This is a genomic window from uncultured Allobosea sp., from assembly GCF_945956895.1.
Lineage (GTDB): Bacteria > Pseudomonadota > Alphaproteobacteria > Rhizobiales > Beijerinckiaceae > Allobosea.
In genome coordinates, this window is sequence record NZ_CAMFJF010000033.1 from 20,417 (window position 1) to 38,985 (window position 18,569).

An 18,569-nucleotide genomic window follows, 5' to 3' on the forward strand; every position below is an offset into this window, starting at 1 on the left:
GTTGTCCTCCGTCTCGAATGGGGCGCGTTGCGGCCGCGCTCTTGAGGTGGGTGGATTCAGCCGGCCTGTCGGCGCAGCTCCGTCTTCAGGATCTTGCCATAGGAGTTCTTCGGCAGGGCGTCGAAGAACAGGTATTGCTTGGGTTTCTTGAACCGCGCGATGTGAGCCTCGCACAGGGCGTCCAGCGCGGCGGTGGCGACTGAGGCGCCCTCGTGCAGGCTGAGCGCCGCGACGACCTCCTCGCCCCAATCCGGGTGCCTGCGCCCGAAGACCGCGACTTCCGCGACGGCCGGGTGCAGGAGCAGCACCTCCTCGACCTCGCGCGGATAGATGTTCACGCCGCCGGAAATGATCACGTCCTTGGAACGGTCCTTCAACGTCAGCAGGCCGTGCGCGTCGAGCGAACCGAGATCTCCGGTATGAAGCCAGCCGTCGCGCAGCGCCGCCGCCGTCGCCTCCGGATTGTTCCAGTATCCGCTCATGACGCTGTCGCCGCGGACCAGCACTTCCCCGACCTCGCCGGCGGGCAGCGGGGCGCCGTCGCTGCCGGCGACCCGCAGGGAGACGATGGCCTGCGCGTAGCCGACTGACCCGAGCCGGTGATCGAGCCGGCCGTCGCCCGTGTCCTCGTGAAGGCCGCGCGGCAGCACGGTGATCGTCATCGGGCTCTCGCCCTGCCCGTAGATCTGGACGAGGCGCTGGCCGAAAACCTCGAGCGCGCGCCGGCTGTCCTCGACATACATCGGACCGCCGCCATAGATGATCGTCTTCAGGCCGGCGAGCTCGGCATCGCCGATCACGCCGGCATTCATCAGGCGGGTCACGATCGTCGGCGCGGCGAAGAAGGCGCAGCCCCTGTGGCTGCGCAGCAGCGAGGCGAGCTCGGCCGGGTCGAATCGGCCGCTCTCGGGCACGACCTGGGCGGCCATGCCGGCGACATGCGGCAAGGCGTAGAGACCCGAGCCATGCGAGAGCGGCGCCGGGTGCAGGATGCAATCCTCCGGCGAGACCGCGTCGACCTCCGCGAGATAGCCCAACGTCATCGCGAGCAGGTTGCGATGGGAGAGGACCGCCCCCTTCGAGCGGCCCGTCGTGCCGCTGGTATAGAACAGCCAGGCCGGATCGCCGGCGGCGGCATCGCGCTCAGCGGCTTCTTCCGACTGCATCAGGGCGCGATGATCCTGGCTGCCGATGGCGACGACCGGGGGCTGGCGCCCCAGCATGAAGCCCAGCGCCTCCGAGACCGTGCCGGCCAGATCCGCCGTGGCGAAGACGAGGGCCGCGCCGGAATCGTCGAGGATATGCGCGACCTCCCTGGCGTGGAGCTTCGCGTTCACCGGCACGCAGATCAGTCCGGCACGCCAGCAGGCGAAGAGCAGCGCGAGATAGTCCGGGCCGTTGCGCATCACCAGCGCGACCCGGTCGCCGGGACGGAGGTTGTGGCTTTCGACGAGCCCTCCCGCGAGCCGCGCCGCCAGTGTGGCCCATTCGGCATAGCTCCAGACCGGCGCCGTGCCCTCGAAGACGGCGATACGGTTGGGGGTCAGTCTGGCGGCGCGGCCGAGGAGGGATGCGATGTTCATGGCGTCATTGCCCCAGATAGGCCGCGCGAACCTGGGGGTCGGCCAGCAGTTGAGCCGCTTCTCCACGCAAGACGATCTCGCCCTGGCGCAGAACATAGCCTTCGTCGACGGAGCGCAAGCTGAGCTGGACGTTCTGCTCGACCAGAAGCAGGCTGAGCCCTTCCCGGGTGAGCGTGCTCAGAACCTCGAAGATTTCGGCAACGACCTTGGGAGCGAGGCCGATCGAGGGCTCGTCGAGGACCAGCAGGCGCGGGCGGGTCATGAGCGCCCGGCCGATCGCGACCATCTGCTGCTCGCCGCCGGAGAGGGTACCGGTGCGCTGACCGGCGCGTTCGCGCAGGCGCGGGAACAGCCCGTAGACCCGCTCGAGCCCTTGCTCGCGATACTCCTTCGCGCTGCCGAAGGTGCTGGCAGCAATGAGGTTCTCCTTCACCGTGCATTCGGGGAAGAGCATCCGCCCCTCCGGCACCGTGCCGATGCCGGCGCGCGTCCGGTCGGAAGCCTTCATCGTGCCGAGCGTGGTGCCGTCCCAGGCGATCGTGCCGGCGCGCGTGGGCAGCAGGCCGTTGATCGCCTTGACGATCGTGCTTTTCCCCGCGCCGTTGGAGCCAATCAGCGCGACGCGCCGGCCGCTTTCGATGGTCAGGTCGATGCCGCGGATGACGTTGGCCTTGCCATATCCGGTGGCGACGCCTTGCAAGACGAGGCGGGTCACGACACGGCACTCCCGAGATAGGCTTCCTGCACCCGGGCATCGGCCAGCACCGCGCGGGTCGCGCCGCTTGCCAGCATCTCGCCGAAATTGAGCACGATGGCGTTTCCGCAGAGTTCGCTGATGATCGGCACGGAATGCTCGACCATCATGATGGTGACTCCCTCCGCGTTGATCCGCCGGATCTGTTCGCAGAGCGCTGCCGCCTCCGTCGCGGTCAGGCCGGCCAGCATCTCGTCGAGCAGCAGCAGGCGCGGCTCCGTCGCGATGGCGCGCGCGATCTCGAGGCGGCGCATCTCCGCGACGCTGAGCCGCTCCGCATCGAGAGCGGCGAGATGCGCCATGCCGACCCGCCCCAGGGCCAGCAGGGCATGCTGCGCGGCGGCGGCGGACGCAGGGTGACGGGCAAAGGCCGCGACCTTGACGTTCTCCAGCACGCTCATCCCATGGAAGGGGCGCACGATCTGGAACGTCCGGGCGAGGCCGAGCCGGCAGATCTCGTGCGGGCGCAGGCCGTCGATGCGGCGCCCGTCGAGATGGACCGTGCCGGCAGATAGCGGGAGCAGCCCCGACAGGCAGTTGAACAGGGTCGTCTTGCCGGCGCCGTTCGGCCCGATAATGCCGAAGATCTCGCCGGGCATCACCGTGAAGCTGACATCGGAGACCGCTTTCAGCCCGCCGAACGACTTGCCGAGCCCTGTGACGGCGAGCAATGGCTGCTGGGGGCTCACGATGTGGTCTCCATGACGAGAGCTTCCCCGGCCGCGTCCCGCTTCCCCGGGAGGATCCGCCGGAGGCGCGCGCTCAGCACGCCGCCGAGCCCTTGCGGCAGCACCAGCGCCAGCACGATCATCAGCAGCGCATAGGCGACGATGTTGACGCCGTGGAAGCTGGAGCCGAGATAGGTCCGCAGCAGCTCGCCGGCCGGGATCAGCAGCGCGGCGCCGAGCAGCGGCCCCCAGAGCAGGCCGAGGCCGCCGATGATGCCGAAGACCAGCAACTGGATCGAGAGCTCGACGCCGAGCGTCGAGCGCGGATCGACGAAGGCGAAGGTGTTGGCGAAGATCGCGCCGCCAAGCGCGGTCAGCGCGGCGCTGAGCGCGAAGACCAGCAGCTTGTAGCGCATCGCCGGCACGCCGAGCGCTTCGGCCGCCCCCTCATTGTCGCGCAGGGCACGCCAGTAATAGCCCGGCCGGGCCGTCAGGAACGCCTGGGAGAGGAAAAGCGTCAGGGCGAGGAAGGCGACGATGATCAGGCCATAGGGCCATTTATGGTCGAATTGCAGATAGCGCAGCGTCTCGGAGGAAGAGGGCAGCATCATGCCGTCGGATCGGCCGAGCCAGAGCGCGGCCGAGACGAGCAGGAACGCCACCTCGCTGAAGGCGAGCGTGGCGATCGAGAAGAAATAGCCCCGCAGCCCGTAGCGGAAGCAGAGCAGACCGATGAAGAGCGCGCTCGCGACGGCCAGCAGCACCGCGATCGGCCAGGTTGCGAGCGGGCCGAGCCCGAAGCCGACCTGGCCGTAGGCGACGGTGTAGGCGCCGATTCCGAAGAAGAGCGAGTGGCCGAGCGAGACCAGGCCGGTGAAGCCTGCCATCAGGTTCCAGGCGACGGCCACCGTGCCGATCAGCCCGACCATGATGAAGATTTCCATGAAGTACGGATCGGTGAGGCTGAAGCCGAAGCCGAGGATCGCGAGCAGTGTCGGCACCAGCGCCGGAAGGAAACGGCGGAGCATCAGCGCGATCCTCCGGCCGGGACGAGGCCTTCCGGCCGCAGCAGCATGACCAGGATCAGCAGCGCAAAGGGCACGGCGGCGGCGACCGAGGCGGTCAGCCACGAGGCGGCGATGCTTTCGGCGATGCCGACCAGCAATGCGCCGATCAGCACGCCGCCGAACGAGCCCATGCCGCCGACGATGACGATGACGAAGGCCTTCAGCGTGAAGAGCTGGCCGACATGCGGGTTGACGTAGAGCGCTGAGACCATCAGCGGCCCGGCGATGCCGAGCGTGCCGAGGCCGATCGCCATCGCCCAGCGATAGGTGCCGCCGATATCGATGCCGGAGAGCGCCGCGCCGTCGCGCGACTGCGAGACGACGCGCATGATCAGGCCGAGATCGGTCTTGCGCAGGACGACGTAGAACAGCCCGAGCAGGATGATCGAGGCGAGGGCGGCGATCGCCTGCGGCATCTGGATCAGCACCGGGCCGAGCCAGATGCTCGCGGTGGAACGCTCCTGCGTGACCAGCAGGTTGTCAGCCTTGAAGACGACCAGTGCGAGATACTGCAACAGCAGCGACAGGCCGAGCGTGACCGCCATCTGGTTGATCTCCGGCACCTTCAGCGCCGGGCGGATCAGGCCGCCGAAGAGCAGATAGCCCATCAGCATCAGCACCGGCGCGACCAGGAAGACGGCCAGGATCGGGTCGATCCCTAGGAAGGTGAAGGCGAGGTAGCCGCCATACATGGCGAGCATCAGGAACTCGCCATGGGCGAAGTTGACGATGCGCATGACGCCGAAGACCAGCGTCAGTCCCACCGCGACCAGCGCGTAGATCGCTCCGTTCGTGAGCCCGCTGAGCAAGGCCTGGAGAAAGATGGTCGTCGACATGCGGCTCCTCGTGCACCGCGCCTCGGCCTCGCGGCGAAGGCGCGGTTGATCGTGACGGGGCGGCCGGTCAGCCCTGGACGGGCGCCGGCGGGCGGACGGCGACGGCTTCCGGCCAGACGGTGACGAACTTGCCGTCGATGGCCTGGACGATGACGCAGGTCGCGGGCGACTGCCCCTGCTCGTCGAAGGAGAGCACCGGGGCCGGCAGCACCGCGGCGGGCCCGTCCGTGATCTTCAACGTGGTCAAGGCGTCGCGGATCGCGTTGCGATCGGTCGATTTGGCGGCGTCGGCGGCCAGCGCCAGCGCATAGGTCGCGACGAAAGCCTGGGCCTGGTTGCTGAGAGGGGTCTCGCCCGGATGGGCTTCCGCGAAGGCCTTGACGAAGGCCAGGCTCGCCGGCTTGTTCAGGTCGGGCGACCATTCGACGACGCCGAACGTCCGGTCGCTCGGCTTGCCGGCGGCAAGGACCGTCTGGTTCACATGCGCGCCGCCGAAGCCGACATAGAGCGGCCGGAAGTTCTGTGCGGCGAGCGCGCGCAGCAGCACCGTGGAATCCTCGGCATAGGCGCAGGTCAGTATCCCGTCGGCTCCGCTGGTGCGCAGCTTGGTGGCGATGGTGCTGAAATCGGGCGTGCCGGTGCGGAAGGTCTCGTCCGTCAGGATCGGAAAGCCGCGCCCGGGCATGACCGAGGTATAGTTGCTGCGCACCGCCTGGCCGGCGGGCCCGTCCTCGGTGGCGAGCGCGATCTTGCCGACCGAGATGCCCTTCGATTTCTGGTAGTCGAGGAAATCGGCGATATAGCCACCGAACCATTTCGCCTTCACCGCCGTCCGGAAGACGTATTTCATGCCCTGCTCGGTCAAGGCGTCATTGACCGCGCTGGTGATCATGAAGGGGGTGCGGTTGCGGTCGGCGATCTGCGCCGCGGGAATGGTCGTCGCCGAGGCCCAGGCGCCGGTCAGCGCGCTCACCCGTTCGCGGCTGATCAATCTCTCTGTCTCGGCCCGCGAGACCTCGGGCTTCGACTGGATGTCGGTGACCACCAGTTCGACCTTGGCGCCTCCGAGCGATTTGAGGCCGCCCGCGTCGTTGATCAACTTGGCGGCGAGCTGATGCGCCTTGAGCATGCGGATGCCGTCCGAGGCGTGGACGCCGGTGGTGGGCACCAGCACGCCGATCTTCAGGGCTTCCGTCGCGGCGCGCCCGTGGGAAGGGATGATGGCCGGCATGGCTATCGCCGCCCCCATCAGGAGCGTCTGCCTGCGGTCGATTCCGGATTTCGTCATGGTTGCGTTTCCTCTCTGGTTGATGCGGCGGTGGGTTCTTCTGCCCGCTGCCCGCTTTAGGTCTTCAGCTCATGGGCACAGCACCGCGCGGCCGACGAAGCGGCCCTCGCGAAGACCGATCAGCGCCTCGTTGGCCTTATCGAGCGGCAGCCGCGTCACCGGGATCGGCGCGATCTTGCCGGCGCGGGCCAGCGCGAGGAGCTCGCGCAGCTCGGCGAGATTACCGACCAGGCTGCCCTGGATGCGGGCCGCCTTCATCGGGATGAGCGGCAGCGACCATGGCGCCGTGCCTCCGAACAGCCCGACGATCACCATCGTTCCGCCCTTGGCGAGCGCGTCGAAGCCGAGCGCCGCTGATTTTTCGTTTCCGACGAGATCGACCACCGACTGGGCGGGGCCGCCGATGGCCTCGGCGATCTGCGCCAATGCATCGGGCGCGGCGCCGTCGATCGCCGCGATGGCTCCCGCTTCGAGCGCCGATTGGCGCTTGGCCGGGTCGAGATCGACGAGGACGGCGCCGATGCCGCCGAGGGCGCGCAGGATCTGGATGCACATCAACCCGAGGCCGCCGGCGCCGATCACCAGCACGGGCTGGCGCTCGATCTGGTCGCCGAGCTTCCTGAGGGCGCTGTAGGTGGTGACGCCGGAGCAGGCGAGGGGAGCCACCTGCGCCGGGTCCAGATCGCCGATCGGCAGGAGGTAGCGGGCATCGGGCACGCGCAGGTATTCGGCATAACCGCCATCGCGGTGGACGCCGAGATAGCCGGCCTTGGCGCAGTAGTTCTCGAAACCGTCCCGGCAGGTCTGGCACTGGCCGCAGCCGATCCAGGGATAGGCGAGGCAGCGTTCGCCCAGGGCGACGCCTTCGGCTTCCGGCCCGAGCGCGACGACCTCGCCAACCGTCTCATGTCCCATGGTGATCGGCAGCGCCACGCCGCGGTCCCGGAGCGAGAGTTTGCGCCCCGCACCGAGATCGTAGCCGCCTTCCCAGAGATGGATGTCGCTGTGGCAGACGCCTGCCGCCTTCACCCGGATGACGACCTCGCGGCCGGTCGGGATCGGCTGCGGCTTCTCGGCGGCGGCGAGCGGGGCGCCGAATTCCTCGATACAGAAGAAGCGCATGGTCCTCCCCTCGCGTTCAGCGGGCGGTGAAGCCGCCATCGACCGGCAGGGCGACGCCGGTGACGAAGGACGCGTCGTCGGATGCCAGCCAGAGCGCGGCATGGGCGATTTCATCCGGGCGGCAGAGTCGCCCGAGCGGCACCGCTGCGAGCAGCTTCTTCTCGTTCGCGGCCGCTTCGGCCGGATCGCCCGAGCGGCTGGTGAAGTTGAACGCCATCGGCGTGTCGGTGAGGCCCGGGCAGATCACGTTCACGCGGACCTTGTCGGGCGCGAATGTCTGCGACAGCGACTTGGTCAAGCCGACGACGGCGAACTTGGCGGCCGAATAGACCGGGCTGAACATCGAGCCGACGAGCCCGGAGACTGACGCCGTGAAGATCAGCGAGCCGCCGCCGCGCTTGCGCATGTGCTTGATGACCTCGCCGGCCGCGAGCGCCGCCGAATCGATGTTCAGCGCCATGGCCCGGTCATAGGCCCCGAGGTCGAGATCCTCGATGCCGGCAGGGCCGGGAATGCCGGCATGCGCCCACATGACGTCGATGCCGCCGAGGCGTGCCGCCGCCTCATGGACGGAGGAGCGCATCACGTCCTGCCGGGAGAGGTCCGCCTGCAGCGTCTCGACGCTCTCGCCTCTCGCCTTTGCTTCGGCGGCGAGCCGCGCTAGGGCCTCGGCATCGACGTCGATCGCGACGACCTTCGCCCCCTCGCGCAGGAACAGCTCGACCCCGGCCTTTCCCATCCCCGATGCCGCCGCGGTGATGACGGCAAGCTTGCCCGCAAGACGCATGGTCGTTTTCTCCGGCTGTTCTATTGTGCGTAGGCGTCGGGAAACTGGCCGGTCGTGCTGACGACCGTGGTCCGCGTTTCCAGGAAATTGTCGAGCGCTTCGAGCCCGTTCTCGCGCCCCCAGCCGCTGCCCTTGAAGCCGCCATAGGGCGTCGACCAGCGGATGTAGCGATAGGTGTTGACCCAGACGATGCCGGCCTGGATGCGCGCAGAGACGCGATGTGCCCGCCCGACATCGCGGGTCCAGAGGCCGGCGGTCAGGCCATAGGTCGTGTCGTTGGCGATCGCGACCGCCTCCTCCTCGCCGGAGAAGGGGATCAGCGACGCGACCGGGCCGAAGATCTCCTCGCGGGCGATCCGCATGTCGTTGGCGACATTGGCGAAGACCGTCGGGGCGACGAAGAAGCCCTTTGCCAGCGGGCCGTCCGACAGCCGCTTGCCGCCGGCAACCAGTTCCGCGCCCTCGGATTGGCCGATGTCGATATAGGAGAGCGTCTTGCCGAGCTGTTCGGCATGGGCCTGCGGCCCCATATGCGTGGCTTCCTCGAGCGGCATGCCGACGCGGACCTTCGTGGCGCGTTCGGCGAAGGCCGCGACGACACGGTCGTAGATCGGTCGCTCCACCAGGACGCGCGAGCCGAGCGCGCAGCTCTGGCCGCAGACCGCCCAGGCCGACGATGTCGCGGCATTGACGGCCTGGTCGACATCGGCATCGGCGAAGATGATGTGCGGCGCCTTGCCGCCGAGTTCGAAGGAGAAGCGTTTCAGATTCTCGGCGCCATTGCGCAGGATCGTCTTGGCCGTGCGCCCCTCGCCGGTGAAGGCGATCTTGTCGACGCCCGGATGGGCGACGAGATGGGCGCCGGCGTCGTGGCCATTGCCCGGAACGACGTTGAAGACGCCGGGCGGGAAGCCGGCCTTTTCGATCAGCTTCGCCAGCTCCAGCGCCGTGACCGGCGTCTGCTCGGCCGGCTTCAGCACGATTGTGCAGCCGGCCGCGAGCGCCGGCGCGACCTTCCAGGTCGTCGTCAGCATCGGCGCGTTCCAGGGCGTGATCGCACCGACCACGCCGATCGGCACGCGGGTGGTGAAGCAATGCACCGAGTCGTCCATCGGAATGGTGCGGCCGGAAATCTTGTCGGCCAGCGACGCGAACCACTGATACCAGTGGTGATGCGCGCCGACATCGCTGCGCGCCTCGCGGATGGCGCGGCCCGAATCCCGCGATTCGAGCACGGCCATCTCGCCCGCGAAGTCGCGGTAGAGATCGGCCAGGCGCCGGAGCAGCGCGGCGCGCTCGTGCCCCTGCATGCGGCGCCACGGTCCCTCGAAGGCTTCGCGCGCCGCGGCGACCGCGCGGTCGATGTCGCGTGGCCCGCCGAACGCAACCTCCGCCCAGGGCAACCCCGTCGCCGGGTCGATGCTTTCGACGAGGCCGCCATCCAGCGACGCGACCCATTCGCCGCCGATGAAGAGGCGATCGTAGCGGCGCAGCGAGCCTGCGGAGTTCTGCGGCTGCAATTCGGAGTTCAACGCAACGGCCACCGGCGCCTCCCATTCATGGGCAGGGCGAATGTGTACACAGTCATGAATTCCAGTGTCAACCAGTCGAGCCGGGCGGGACCAAAATCGAGATTGAATTTAAGATATTGATTTATATGAATTAAATTTTTCTATGAACTGACACGAGGAGTCTTGCATCGCAGCAAATCGTCGCCGCGATGCAGCATTGATTTCATCTTTCCTGAACAATGAATCTCTGTATATGAATTTATGGCGGGCCGCCGAAGCCCGGAAAGGATGAGGCATGGGTCCGCTCGAAGGCATCAAGATCATCGACATGACGTCGGTCCTGATGGGGCCCTATGCGACCCAGATGCTGGGCGACATGGGGGCCGACGTCATCAAGGTCGAAGCGCCCGACGGGGACGTCACGCGGCAGATCGCCCCCTCGCGCAATCCGGGCATGGGCGCGATCTACCTCAACGCCAACCGGAACAAGCGCAGCATCTGCCTCGATCTCAAGCAGGATGCCGGCCGGGAGGCCCTGCTCCGGCTGGCGGCCGATGCCGATGTGCTGGTCTACAACATCCGTCCCCAGGCGATGCGGCGGCTGGGGCTGGGTTACGAGACGCTGGCAGCCGTCAATCCCCGCCTCGTTTATGCCGGGCTCTTCGGTTTCGGGCAGGGCGGCCCTTATGCCGCCAAGCCGGCCTATGACGACCTGATCCAGGGCGCGTCAGTGATGTCGTCGCTGATCGCCAAGGCGGGCGACGGCACGCCGCGCTATGTCCCCTCCGCCATCGCCGATCGCGTTGTCGGCCTCGCCGCGGTCGGCGCGATCTGCGCCACGCTGGTCAATCGCGACCGCACGGGCCTCGGCCAGCAGGTCGATATCCCGATGTTCGAGACGATGGTCGGCTTCGTGCTCGGCGACCATCTCGGCGGCCTGACCTTCGAGCCGCCCATCGGCGGCGGTGGCTATGGTCGCCAGCTCTCGCCCGAGCGTCGTCCGTACCGGACCAGCGACGGCTATGTCTGTGCGCTGATCTATACCGACAAGCAATGGGCGAGCTTCCTGGAGGCGATCGGCCAGGCGGACCTGCCGCAGCGCGACCCGCGCTTCGCGAATTTCGCCAACCGGATCGCCAATATCGACCATGTCTATGGCGAATTGGGACGCATCTTCGCGCAGCGCGGCACGGCCGAATGGCTGGAGCTGCTGGAGCGCGCCGACATTCCGTCGATGCCGATGCATGATTTCGACAGCGTGCTGAGCGACCCGCATCTCGCGCAGACCGGCTTCTTCCAGCCTGTCGACCACCCGACCGAAGGGCGCCTGCGCATGATGCGCCTTGCCACGACATGGTCCCGAACCCCGTCGGAAATCACGCGCCTGCCGCCCCACAAGGGCGCCGACGGCATCGCGATCCTGCGCGATGCCGGCTTTTCGGATGACGAGATCGACGAACTTGCGGCGCAGCGGGCTCTGCTCGCCACGGAACGTGCGCCGGACATGGCGGATAATTGAGGGCGACCCGATGGATTTCAGGCTGAGTGACGACCAGGAAGCGATCCGCGAGGCGATCTCCGCGATCTGCAAGCGCTTCGGCGACGACTACTGGCTGAAGCGCGATCGCGAGGGCGGTTTTCCGCAGGATTTCTATTCCGCCTTCGCCGAGGCCGGCTGGCTCGGCATCTGCATCCCCGAGGAATATGGCGGTTCGGGGCTCGGCATCACCGAGGCCGCGATCATGATGCGCGCCATCGCCGAATCCGGCGCCGGCATGTCGGGCGCTTCCTGCCTGCACATCAATATCTTCGGCCTCAACCCGGTGCTTGTGAACGGCACCGAGGAGCAGAAGCGGCGCATGTTGCCGCCGATGGTGCAGGGCAGGGAGAAGGCCTGCTTCGCCGTGACCGAGCCGAATACCGGCCTCAACACAACGCAGCTCAGGACGCGCGCGGTCCGCAAGGGCGACCGCTACGTCGTCGATGGCCAGAAGGTCTGGATCTCGACCGCGCAGGTCGCCGACAAGATCCTGCTCCTGGCCCGGACCACCCCTCTCGAGGAGGTGAAGAAGCCGACCCATGGCCTGAGCCTGTTCTACACCGATTTCGACCGCAACCGGATCAAGGTGCATGAGATCGAGAAGATGGGCCGCAAGGTCGTCGACTCGAACGAGCTCTTCATCGAAGGCTTCGAGATTCCGGTCGAGGATCGTATCGGCGAGGAAGGCCGCGGCTTCGAATATATCCTGCACGGCATGAATCCCGAGCGGGTGCTGATCGCCGCCGAGGCGATCGGCCTCGGCCAGCTCGCGCTCTCGCGGGCGACGGCCTATGCCAAGGAGCGCGTCGTCTTCAATCGTCCGATCGGCCAGAACCAGGCGATCCAGCATCCGCTCGCCCGCAACTGGATGCAGCTCGAAGCGGCCTGGCTGATGGTGATGCGCGCGGCATGGGAATATGATTCCGGTCTGCCTTGCGGCGCCAGCGCCAATGCCGCGAAATACCTCGCCGGCGAAGCGGGCTTCGATGCCTGCCAGCAGGCCGTGATGACCCATGGCGGCTTCGGCTATGCCAAGGAGTTCCATGTCGAGCGCTATCTGCGCGAGGTGATGATCCCGCGCATCGCGCCGATCAGCCCGCAACTCGTGCTCTGCTTCATCGCCGAGAAGGTGCTCGGCCTGCCCAAATCCTATTGAGCGGCATGCGCAGGATCGAAGCAGACGCGCTGGATCTGGCCGCCTTCATCAAGCGGGGCGACCGGGTGCTGTGCGGCCAGGTTTCGGCCGAGCCACAGGCATTGGCTGCCGCGCTGCCGGCCGCCTTCGGAACCGTCGGGCCGTTCGAGACCTTCCTCGGCACGGTGGTGTCGAACAGTTTCGACGCCGCCCCGGCGGACATGCCTTTCGCGGGCTATGGCGCCATGGGCCGGGCGAGCCGCGTCGCCCGGCGCGGGCGGCTCGATGTCTGGCCTCTGCACTACAGCGCGCTCGAAGCCGGCTTCGCATCGGGTGCGATCCGGGCCGATGTCGTGCTGATCCAGCTCGCGGAAGGGCCTGGCGGCCGATGCGCGACATTGGCCAACGACTATGTCCTGGCCGCCGCCCGTCAGGCGCGCTGCGTGATCGCCGAGGTGAACGCGCGGGCGCCCTGGTGCGCCGGAGCGGAAATTCCATCGGATCTGCGCATCGACGCGGTCATCGAGACGGACCGGGAGCCGGTCTCGGCGTCGTCCGTCGCCGCCGGAGAGGTTGAGCGTGCGATCGCTGGACATGTGGCGGCGCTGGTCCCGGATGGCGCCACCATCCAGATCGGCATCGGCGCCATTCCCGATGCCATTCTCGACGGTCTCGCCGATCATCGCGAACTCGGCATCCATTCCGGCGTCTTCGGCGACCGGATGGCGGCCCTCGTGGCGAGCGGAGTCTTCACCAACGCCCGCAAGACGGTCGACCCCGGACTCGGCATTGCCAATGTCGTCGTCGGCTCCGGCCGGGCCTTCGGCGTGCTCCATCGCAACGAGGCGATCCGATTGCGGCCTGCCGCCCATACGCATGCCTTTGCCGTTCTCGCACGGCAGGAGCGGATGATCGCTGTCAATGCGGCGATCGAAGCGGACCTGTCCGGCCAGATCAATGCGGAGGCGGCCGATGGCGCTCCGGTCGGCGGCGCGGGCGGGCTCTGCGACTTCTCGCGCGGGGCCAGCGCTTCCCGAGGCGGGCGCGCGATCGTCGCCCTGCGCGCGACCGACCGGACGGGCGCGATCTCGCGGATCGTGCCGCGCGTCGGCGCCGTCACGCTCGCCCGCACCGATGCCGATACGATCGTCACCGAATATGGCGTGGCGGAACTCAGCCATCGCGGTGCGGCCGAGCGCGCCCGCGCTCTGATCGCGATCGCGGCGCCGCAGCATCGCGAGATGCTGGAGCGCAGCCTCGTCGAGGGAGCCGCGCAATGACGCAAACCCGCAACGGCCCGCTCGCCGGCTTGAGGATCGTCGAGTTCGCGGGCATCGGTCCGGCCCCGATGGCCGCGATGCTGCTCTCCGATCTTGGCGCCGACATCATCGTCATCGACCGGCTGGAGCCGAGCGGCCTCGGCATCGCGAAGCCGACCCGCTTCGATGTCACGCGCCGTGGGCGTCGTTCGGTCGCGCTCGACCTGAAGCGGCCGGAGGGGATCGCCTGCGCGCTCGCCCTCGTCGCGAAGGCCGATGCGCTGATCGAAGGGTTCCGGCCCGGTACGATGGAGCGCCTCGGCCTCGGCCCCGAAATATGCCTCGAACGCAACCCGCGCCTCGTCTATGGGCGCGTGACCGGCTGGGGCCAGAGCGGGCCGCTCGCCCGGGCAGCTGGTCACGATCTCAACTACATCGCGCTTTCTGGTGCGCTGTCGGCGATCGGCCGGGCGGGCCAGGCGCCGAGCGTGCCGCTCAATCTGATCGGCGACTATGGCGGCGGCGCCATGCTGCTCGGCTTCGGCATCGTCTGCGCCCTGCTCGCGGCCCGGCAGTCCGGCGCGGGGCAGGTCGTCGATACGGCGATGGCCGAGGGCAGCACGACCTTGATGGCGAGCCTCTTCGGCCTCGCGGCGGCCGGCCTGCACGGGCCGGAACGCGGGACCAATCTCCTCGATTCCGGCGCTCCGCACTACGAGACCTATGCTTGCGCCGATGGCGAATGGATCACTGTCGCGCCGATCGAGAGGAAGTTCAGGGACGAATTGTTGCGCCGGATCGGCTTCGATCCCGCGCAGTTTCCCGATGTCGACGACCGTGCGTCATGGCCGCAGGCCCGCGAATTGCTGGGCCGGCGCTTCGCCGAGCGCAGCCGCGCCGAATGGTGCGCCCTGCTGGAGGGGACGGATGCCTGCTTCGCGCCGGTGCTCAGCCTCGCCGAGGCCCCGGAGCATGATCACGCAAAGGCGCGCGGGAGTTTCATCGCGATCGACGGCGTTCTCCAGCCGGCTCCCCAGCCGCGCTTTAGCCGGACGCCGGCGGCGATGCCGACCGCGGCGCGGGCGCCGGGCGAGGGCGGCCGGGCGGCCCTCGGCGAATGGGGCTTGCCCGCGGCCGAGATCGACAGGCTGGAACAGGCCGGCATCCTCCGCGCCACAGCCGATATTCCCGAAGCGAACGGAACTGCAGGAGCACGATGATGGCCGGACTCTATTATGAGGAATTCGAGATCGGGCAGGTCTTCGAGCATGCCTATTCGCGGACGGTCACGGAGCAGGACAATATCAGCTTCAGCCTGATGACCCTGAACCCGCAGCCGCTCCATATCGACGCCGATTTCTCGAGCCGGACAGAATGGGGAAAGCCGCTGTTCAACAGCCTCTACACGCTCGGCATCATGATCGGCATGAGCGTGTCCGACACCACGCTCGGCACCACCATCGGCAATCTCGGCATGAGCGACGTGCGTTTCCCGAAGCCGGTGTTCCAGGGCGATACGTTGCACTCGCGGACCAGGGTTCTCGGCAAGCGCGAGAGCCAGTCGCGGCCGACGGCGGGGCTGGTCGAGTTCGAGCACGAATGCCTCAACCAGCGCGGCGAGGTGGTGGCGGTGTGCCGGCGCATGGCGATGATGCACCGGCGGCAGGCGGCGGCGTGATGCGCAGCCTGCTCTTCGTTCCCGGCGACAGCGCGCGCAAGTTCGCCCGCGCCCGTGATTGCGGCGCCGATGCGCTGATTCTCGATCTGGAGGATTCCGTCGCCGCCGATGCCAAGGAGGTAGCGCGGCACGAGACGGCCACGATGCTGCAGGCGCCGCGGAGCGGGCAGAAGCTGTTCGTCCGGATCAACGCCTTCGACACCGGGCTCAGTGCTGCCGATCTCGCGGCGGTGATGCCGTATCGCCCCGACGGTATCACCCTGCCGAAATGCGACGGGCCGGACCAGGTTCGGCGTCTCGGCCATATGCTCGACGCCCTGGAGGCCGCCCACGGCATCGTGCCCGGAAACACGCTCATCCTGGCGATCGTCACCGAGACCGCCGCCTCGCTCTTCGGGTTGGGCAGCTATCGCGGTTGCAGCGAGCGCCTCTGGGGAATGATGTGGGGGGCGGAAGACCTCGCCGCCTCCTTCGGCGCGACGGCCAATCGCGATGCCGGCGGCGTCCTGCCGCCCTACCAGCTCGCGCGCAACCTCTGCCTTGCCGGTGCCGCCGCCGCCGGGGTCGTCGCGGTGGACACGGTCGCCGTGACGATCGGCGATCTCGCCGCGGTGGAACGGGAAGCGCGCGAGGCGCGGCGCGACGGCTTCATGGCCAAGGGCGTGATCCATCCCGGGCATGTCGAGCCGGTCAACGCCGCCTTCAGACCGAGCGAGCAGGAGATCGCCTGGGCGCGCCGCATCACCGACGCATTTGGCAACCAGGCCGATCTCGGCGTAGTGAAAATCGATGGTCAGATGATCGACAAGCCGCATCTGCGCGCCGCCGAGCGGATTTTGGCGTCGCTCTCCCCGTCATAGTCGCGATCGAGGCGCAACAGGAAGACGCATGCAGGTCAAGCAGGCTGCCAATGTTCTGGAGCTCCTCGAGTTCTTCGCCCGCCGGCAGCGCCCGGCGACCCTGGCGGAGCTCGCGGACGAGCTCGGCTGGCCGCGATCCAGCACGTTCAACCTGATCGGCACCCTCGCGGAGAAGGGCTATCTCTACGAGCCGCGGGCGCGCGGGGGGTACTATCCCAGCCCGCGGTGGCTCGCCATGGCGCAGGCGGTCTCGAAGGCGGAGCCCCTGCCGGAAGCTGTCCTCCAACTCGTGGCCGAGATCGCCGAGGAGACGGGGGAGACCACAGCGATCGGCGCGCCTGCGAACACGCATGCGCTCTTCATCCATGTCGTCGAATCGAAGGCGCCCATCCGGTATTTCGCCCGCGTGGGCCATCGCCTGCCGATCCATGCCAGCTCGACCGGGCGTGCCATCCTCGCCCAATACTCTCCGGCGGAGCGCCAGGCGCTTTACCGCAAGCTCAGCTTCGAGCGCTATTCGGCGACGACGCCGATGAGTATCGAGGCGGTCGAGGCCGAGATCCGGCGCTCCGCAGCACGCGGCTATCATTTCAGCAACGGCGATTTCAGCGCCGATCTGGTGGGCGTCGCCTTTCCGTTGCCGGTCCGCCAGCGCCGGCTCTCGATCGTCGTTGCGGGCCCTCAATTCCGCTGCCTCGACAAGACCGCCGAGATCGCAGAGACGATCAGGCTCGCGATCGCGCGCTTCGTCAGAGAGCTGCGTGACGACAGCGAGCCGGTCGCCTGAAGGGCGGGCTGCCGTTCATTCCCTTGCTGCTCGTGATCGACCTCTTCAAACCCGAGGGACGCCGAAGCGGCTTCATTGCAGCAGGTTAGAGGGCAACCCGATCGGAACCCCTCCAGAATATCGGACCGAATCTCGTATTCAGTTCGATTTTCTAACTCTTTGATCTTGCCTCTGTTTTTCTCGAAAACCGCATGCCGGTTTTCGGGCCGATGCCCTATCGCCGGCAGGCAGAACGCGGCGGTCTCGCCGACAACGGGCAGGCAAGGATCGACAATATCGTCGATCTCCGCGCCCGGCGGAAAGCCGAAAATCAATGGTGAATTTAGAGCTGTAAGCCGCCTCGTAAGCGGCGCTCTTCAAAGAGAGCTAAGTAATGGCGCGCCATTCAGGATAAAACTGCGAACACATATGTTTTTGAAGTAACGATGTAATTATGCCGCCATTGGCTGAGAGCGCCTCGGCTCGCTTGGCTTCCGTTTTTGCCCCATTCCAGATTTTATTTGGCAGCGCTGGCCATGGCGCATTGTTGGCAGCCCTCATTGAGCCTTGAAACGTGGAAGCGTCACCGTGAGACATGCGCCGCTGCCGGGCGCAGGCCCACTGCAATCGTTCCGCCATGTCCTTCGACAAGGCTGCGGGCGATGGCCAGCCCCCGAGCCAGCGCCACCGGTACGTCGGCAGCGCGAACTCTCGGTCCGAACGAAGGATTCGAACACGAGATCGTCGCGCAATTCCGGCGGAGGCCCCGCTCCCTCGTCGTTTACGATCAGCATCGACGTCGTCTCGACAGTGTCCAAGACTTAGGTGGGCGGCGCACCTCCGACATGTGCCCGGAAACCATCGTCTATCCACGTCTGCGACATTGAGAATGCCAATGGAGCGAGACAAACTGCGATTGAGTGTCTAGTAACAATGTCCCCGGCTATCTCGCATTCGCCATGCGGAATCCGCGTCTTCGACATTCGAGGCCGCCAGGAGAAAGCTGGGCGACCAAAGGAAGGGAGGCAGCCGCATGACTTTGCGGAGGCGGTCAGCCAGCGCCGAAAGCACGTCGTCGCAACCTGAGCGGCAATGCCCAGACTATGTGCTCGACGAACAGGTCGGCTTTCTGATGCGCCGTGCGCAGCAACGTCACATCTCGATCTTCCAGGAGATGATGGGATCGCACGGCCCGACACCGACGCAGTTCGCAGCCTTGAGCAAGCTCGCCGATGGCGAGGAGATCTCCCAAAACCAGCTTGGCCGGATGACAGCGATGGACCCCGCCACCATCAAGGGCGTCATCGCGCGGCTGGCCGAGCGCGGCCTCGTCGAGCGTCTCTCCGACCCGAACGATCAGCGGCGCGTCCTGATCCGGCTCAGCGAAGCGGGACTGGCCGCGATGCCGAAGTTTTTCGAGACGGCCAAAGCGATCACCGTCGCTACGCTGGAGCCGCTGTCCCCCGGCGAGACGAAGCAGCTTCTGGCATTGCTGGCACGGCTTTGCTGACGTCTCTCGGAGCCCAAGCCGACTGATCTAGTCTGGCCGGATCTCGCTCTGGATCGCGGTGGGTCCCAACGAACGCAAAGTGGCGATCTATCTCTTTGTTCCGGTATCGGATTCTCCCGGAGAAGCGGATCCCACTTTCGGCCCGGTGCCCTAGGGTTCGGACTCATAACCAGTAGCTGACGGTTGCTGCGATGCAGACGGCGGC

At 67.2% G+C, this 18,569-nt stretch carries 17 protein-coding genes; 8 read left to right on the forward strand and 9 right to left on the reverse strand.

From position 1 onward, the window contains the following. Nucleotides 1-56 precede the first annotated feature (56 nt). The 9 genes from Q0Q02_RS16475 to Q0Q02_RS16515 form a co-directional block, all read right to left on the reverse strand. A complete protein-coding gene (locus Q0Q02_RS16475) occupies nt 57-1,583 on the reverse strand; it encodes an AMP-binding protein (RefSeq protein WP_293810858.1) in 1,527 nt (508 codons plus the stop codon). 4 nt (nt 1,584-1,587) lie between these two features. Beyond that, nucleotides 1,588-2,298, reverse strand: a complete 711-nt coding sequence (locus Q0Q02_RS16480) for an ABC transporter ATP-binding protein (protein WP_293810860.1) — start codon at nt 2,296-2,298, stop codon at nt 1,588-1,590. Continuing rightward, complete coding sequence (locus tag Q0Q02_RS16485) at nt 2,295-3,026, reverse strand: ABC transporter ATP-binding protein (RefSeq protein ID WP_293810862.1); 732 nt, start codon at nt 3,024-3,026, stop codon at nt 2,295-2,297. The genes Q0Q02_RS16480 and Q0Q02_RS16485 overlap by 4 nt, the downstream gene beginning before the upstream one ends. Further along, nucleotides 3,023-4,033 carry a branched-chain amino acid ABC transporter permease gene (locus Q0Q02_RS16490; RefSeq protein WP_293810864.1) on the reverse strand — a complete coding sequence of 337 codons (1,011 nt, stop codon included), beginning with the start codon at nt 4,031-4,033 and terminating at the stop codon, nt 3,023-3,025. The genes Q0Q02_RS16485 and Q0Q02_RS16490 overlap by 4 nt, the downstream gene beginning before the upstream one ends. Continuing rightward, nucleotides 4,033-4,908, reverse strand: a complete 876-nt coding sequence (locus tag Q0Q02_RS16495; protein ID WP_293810866.1) for a branched-chain amino acid ABC transporter permease — start codon at nt 4,906-4,908, stop codon at nt 4,033-4,035. Before Q0Q02_RS16495 ends, Q0Q02_RS16490 begins: the two co-directional genes overlap by 1 nt. A 67-nt stretch (nt 4,909-4,975) precedes the next feature. After that, complete coding sequence (locus tag Q0Q02_RS16500) at nt 4,976-6,196, reverse strand: ABC transporter substrate-binding protein (protein ID WP_293810868.1); 1,221 nt, start codon at nt 6,194-6,196, stop codon at nt 4,976-4,978. A gap of 69 nt (nt 6,197-6,265) precedes the next feature. Next, nucleotides 6,266-7,318 carry an alcohol dehydrogenase gene (locus Q0Q02_RS16505; protein WP_293810870.1) on the reverse strand — a complete coding sequence of 351 codons (1,053 nt, stop codon included), beginning with the start codon at nt 7,316-7,318 and terminating at the stop codon, nt 6,266-6,268. Between the two features lie 16 nt (nt 7,319-7,334). Then, complete coding sequence (locus Q0Q02_RS16510) at nt 7,335-8,105, reverse strand: SDR family oxidoreductase (RefSeq protein WP_293810872.1); 771 nt, start codon at nt 8,103-8,105, stop codon at nt 7,335-7,337. A gap of 20 nt (nt 8,106-8,125) precedes the next feature. Then, nucleotides 8,126-9,649, reverse strand: a complete 1,524-nt coding sequence (locus Q0Q02_RS16515; protein WP_293810874.1) for an aldehyde dehydrogenase — start codon at nt 9,647-9,649, stop codon at nt 8,126-8,128. Between the two features lie 262 nt (nt 9,650-9,911). Here Q0Q02_RS16515 and Q0Q02_RS16520 point away from each other — a divergent pair, with 262 nt between their 5' ends. The 8 genes from Q0Q02_RS16520 to Q0Q02_RS16555 all read left to right on the forward strand — a co-directional run bounded on the left by Q0Q02_RS16520 (nt 9,912) and on the right by Q0Q02_RS16555 (nt 18,364). Next, nucleotides 9,912-11,135, forward strand: coding sequence for a CaiB/BaiF CoA-transferase family protein (locus Q0Q02_RS16520; protein ID WP_293810876.1), 1,224 nt, complete (start codon nt 9,912-9,914; stop codon nt 11,133-11,135). 10 nt (nt 11,136-11,145) lie between these two features. Then, nucleotides 11,146-12,312 carry an acyl-CoA dehydrogenase family protein gene (locus Q0Q02_RS16525; RefSeq protein ID WP_293810878.1) on the forward strand — a complete coding sequence of 389 codons (1,167 nt, stop codon included), beginning with the start codon at nt 11,146-11,148 and terminating at the stop codon, nt 12,310-12,312. A gap of 5 nt (nt 12,313-12,317) precedes the next feature. After that, complete coding sequence (locus Q0Q02_RS16530; protein WP_293810880.1) at nt 12,318-13,571, forward strand: acetyl-CoA hydrolase/transferase C-terminal domain-containing protein; 1,254 nt, start codon at nt 12,318-12,320, stop codon at nt 13,569-13,571. Then, nucleotides 13,568-14,770, forward strand: a complete 1,203-nt coding sequence (locus Q0Q02_RS16535; RefSeq protein WP_293810882.1) for a CaiB/BaiF CoA-transferase family protein — start codon at nt 13,568-13,570, stop codon at nt 14,768-14,770. Before Q0Q02_RS16530 ends, Q0Q02_RS16535 begins: the two co-directional genes overlap by 4 nt. Continuing rightward, nucleotides 14,770-15,228: a MaoC family dehydratase gene (locus Q0Q02_RS16540; RefSeq protein ID WP_293810883.1), complete on the forward strand. Its 459-nt coding sequence runs from the start codon at nt 14,770-14,772 to the stop codon at nt 15,226-15,228. Before Q0Q02_RS16535 ends, Q0Q02_RS16540 begins: the two co-directional genes overlap by 1 nt. After that, a complete protein-coding gene (locus tag Q0Q02_RS16545) occupies nt 15,228-16,088 on the forward strand; it encodes a CoA ester lyase (RefSeq protein ID WP_293810885.1) in 861 nt (286 codons plus the stop codon). Before Q0Q02_RS16540 ends, Q0Q02_RS16545 begins: the two co-directional genes overlap by 1 nt. A 28-nt stretch (nt 16,089-16,116) precedes the next feature. Beyond that, nucleotides 16,117-16,875: an IclR family transcriptional regulator gene (locus tag Q0Q02_RS16550; protein WP_293810887.1), complete on the forward strand. Its 759-nt coding sequence runs from the start codon at nt 16,117-16,119 to the stop codon at nt 16,873-16,875. 1,012 nt (nt 16,876-17,887) lie between these two features. Continuing rightward, a complete protein-coding gene (locus Q0Q02_RS16555) occupies nt 17,888-18,364 on the forward strand; it encodes a MarR family transcriptional regulator (protein ID WP_293810889.1) in 477 nt (158 codons plus the stop codon). Nucleotides 18,365-18,569 lie beyond the last annotated feature (205 nt).

Excerpts from the sequence above, each read along its gene's own strand:
- Q0Q02_RS16555 (WP_293810889.1), top strand. The coding sequence starts at position 17,888 with ATGACTTTGCGGAGGCGGTCAGCCAGCGCCGAAAGCACGTCGTCGCAA.
- Q0Q02_RS16495 (WP_293810866.1), bottom strand. The coding sequence starts at position 4,908 with ATGTCGACGACCATCTTTCTCCAGGCCTTGCTCAGCGGGCTCACGAAC.
- Q0Q02_RS16510 (WP_293810872.1), bottom strand. The coding sequence starts at position 8,105 with ATGCGTCTTGCGGGCAAGCTTGCCGTCATCACCGCGGCGGCATCGGGG.
- Q0Q02_RS16520 (WP_293810876.1), top strand. The coding sequence starts at position 9,912 with ATGGGTCCGCTCGAAGGCATCAAGATCATCGACATGACGTCGGTCCTG.
- Q0Q02_RS16530 (WP_293810880.1), top strand. The coding sequence starts at position 12,318 with ATGCGCAGGATCGAAGCAGACGCGCTGGATCTGGCCGCCTTCATCAAG.
- Q0Q02_RS16535 (WP_293810882.1), top strand. The coding sequence starts at position 13,568 with ATGACGCAAACCCGCAACGGCCCGCTCGCCGGCTTGAGGATCGTCGAG.
- Q0Q02_RS16475 (WP_293810858.1), bottom strand. The coding sequence starts at position 1,583 with ATGAACATCGCATCCCTCCTCGGCCGCGCCGCCAGACTGACCCCCAAC.
- Q0Q02_RS16545 (WP_293810885.1), top strand. The coding sequence starts at position 15,228 with ATGCGCAGCCTGCTCTTCGTTCCCGGCGACAGCGCGCGCAAGTTCGCC.
- Q0Q02_RS16490 (WP_293810864.1), bottom strand. The coding sequence starts at position 4,033 with ATGCTCCGCCGTTTCCTTCCGGCGCTGGTGCCGACACTGCTCGCGATC.
- Q0Q02_RS16505 (WP_293810870.1), bottom strand. The coding sequence starts at position 7,318 with ATGCGCTTCTTCTGTATCGAGGAATTCGGCGCCCCGCTCGCCGCCGCC.
- Q0Q02_RS16540 (WP_293810883.1), top strand. The coding sequence starts at position 14,770 with ATGGCCGGACTCTATTATGAGGAATTCGAGATCGGGCAGGTCTTCGAG.
- Q0Q02_RS16525 (WP_293810878.1), top strand. The coding sequence starts at position 11,146 with ATGGATTTCAGGCTGAGTGACGACCAGGAAGCGATCCGCGAGGCGATC.
- Q0Q02_RS16550 (WP_293810887.1), top strand. The coding sequence starts at position 16,117 with ATGCAGGTCAAGCAGGCTGCCAATGTTCTGGAGCTCCTCGAGTTCTTC.
- Q0Q02_RS16500 (WP_293810868.1), bottom strand. The coding sequence starts at position 6,196 with ATGACGAAATCCGGAATCGACCGCAGGCAGACGCTCCTGATGGGGGCG.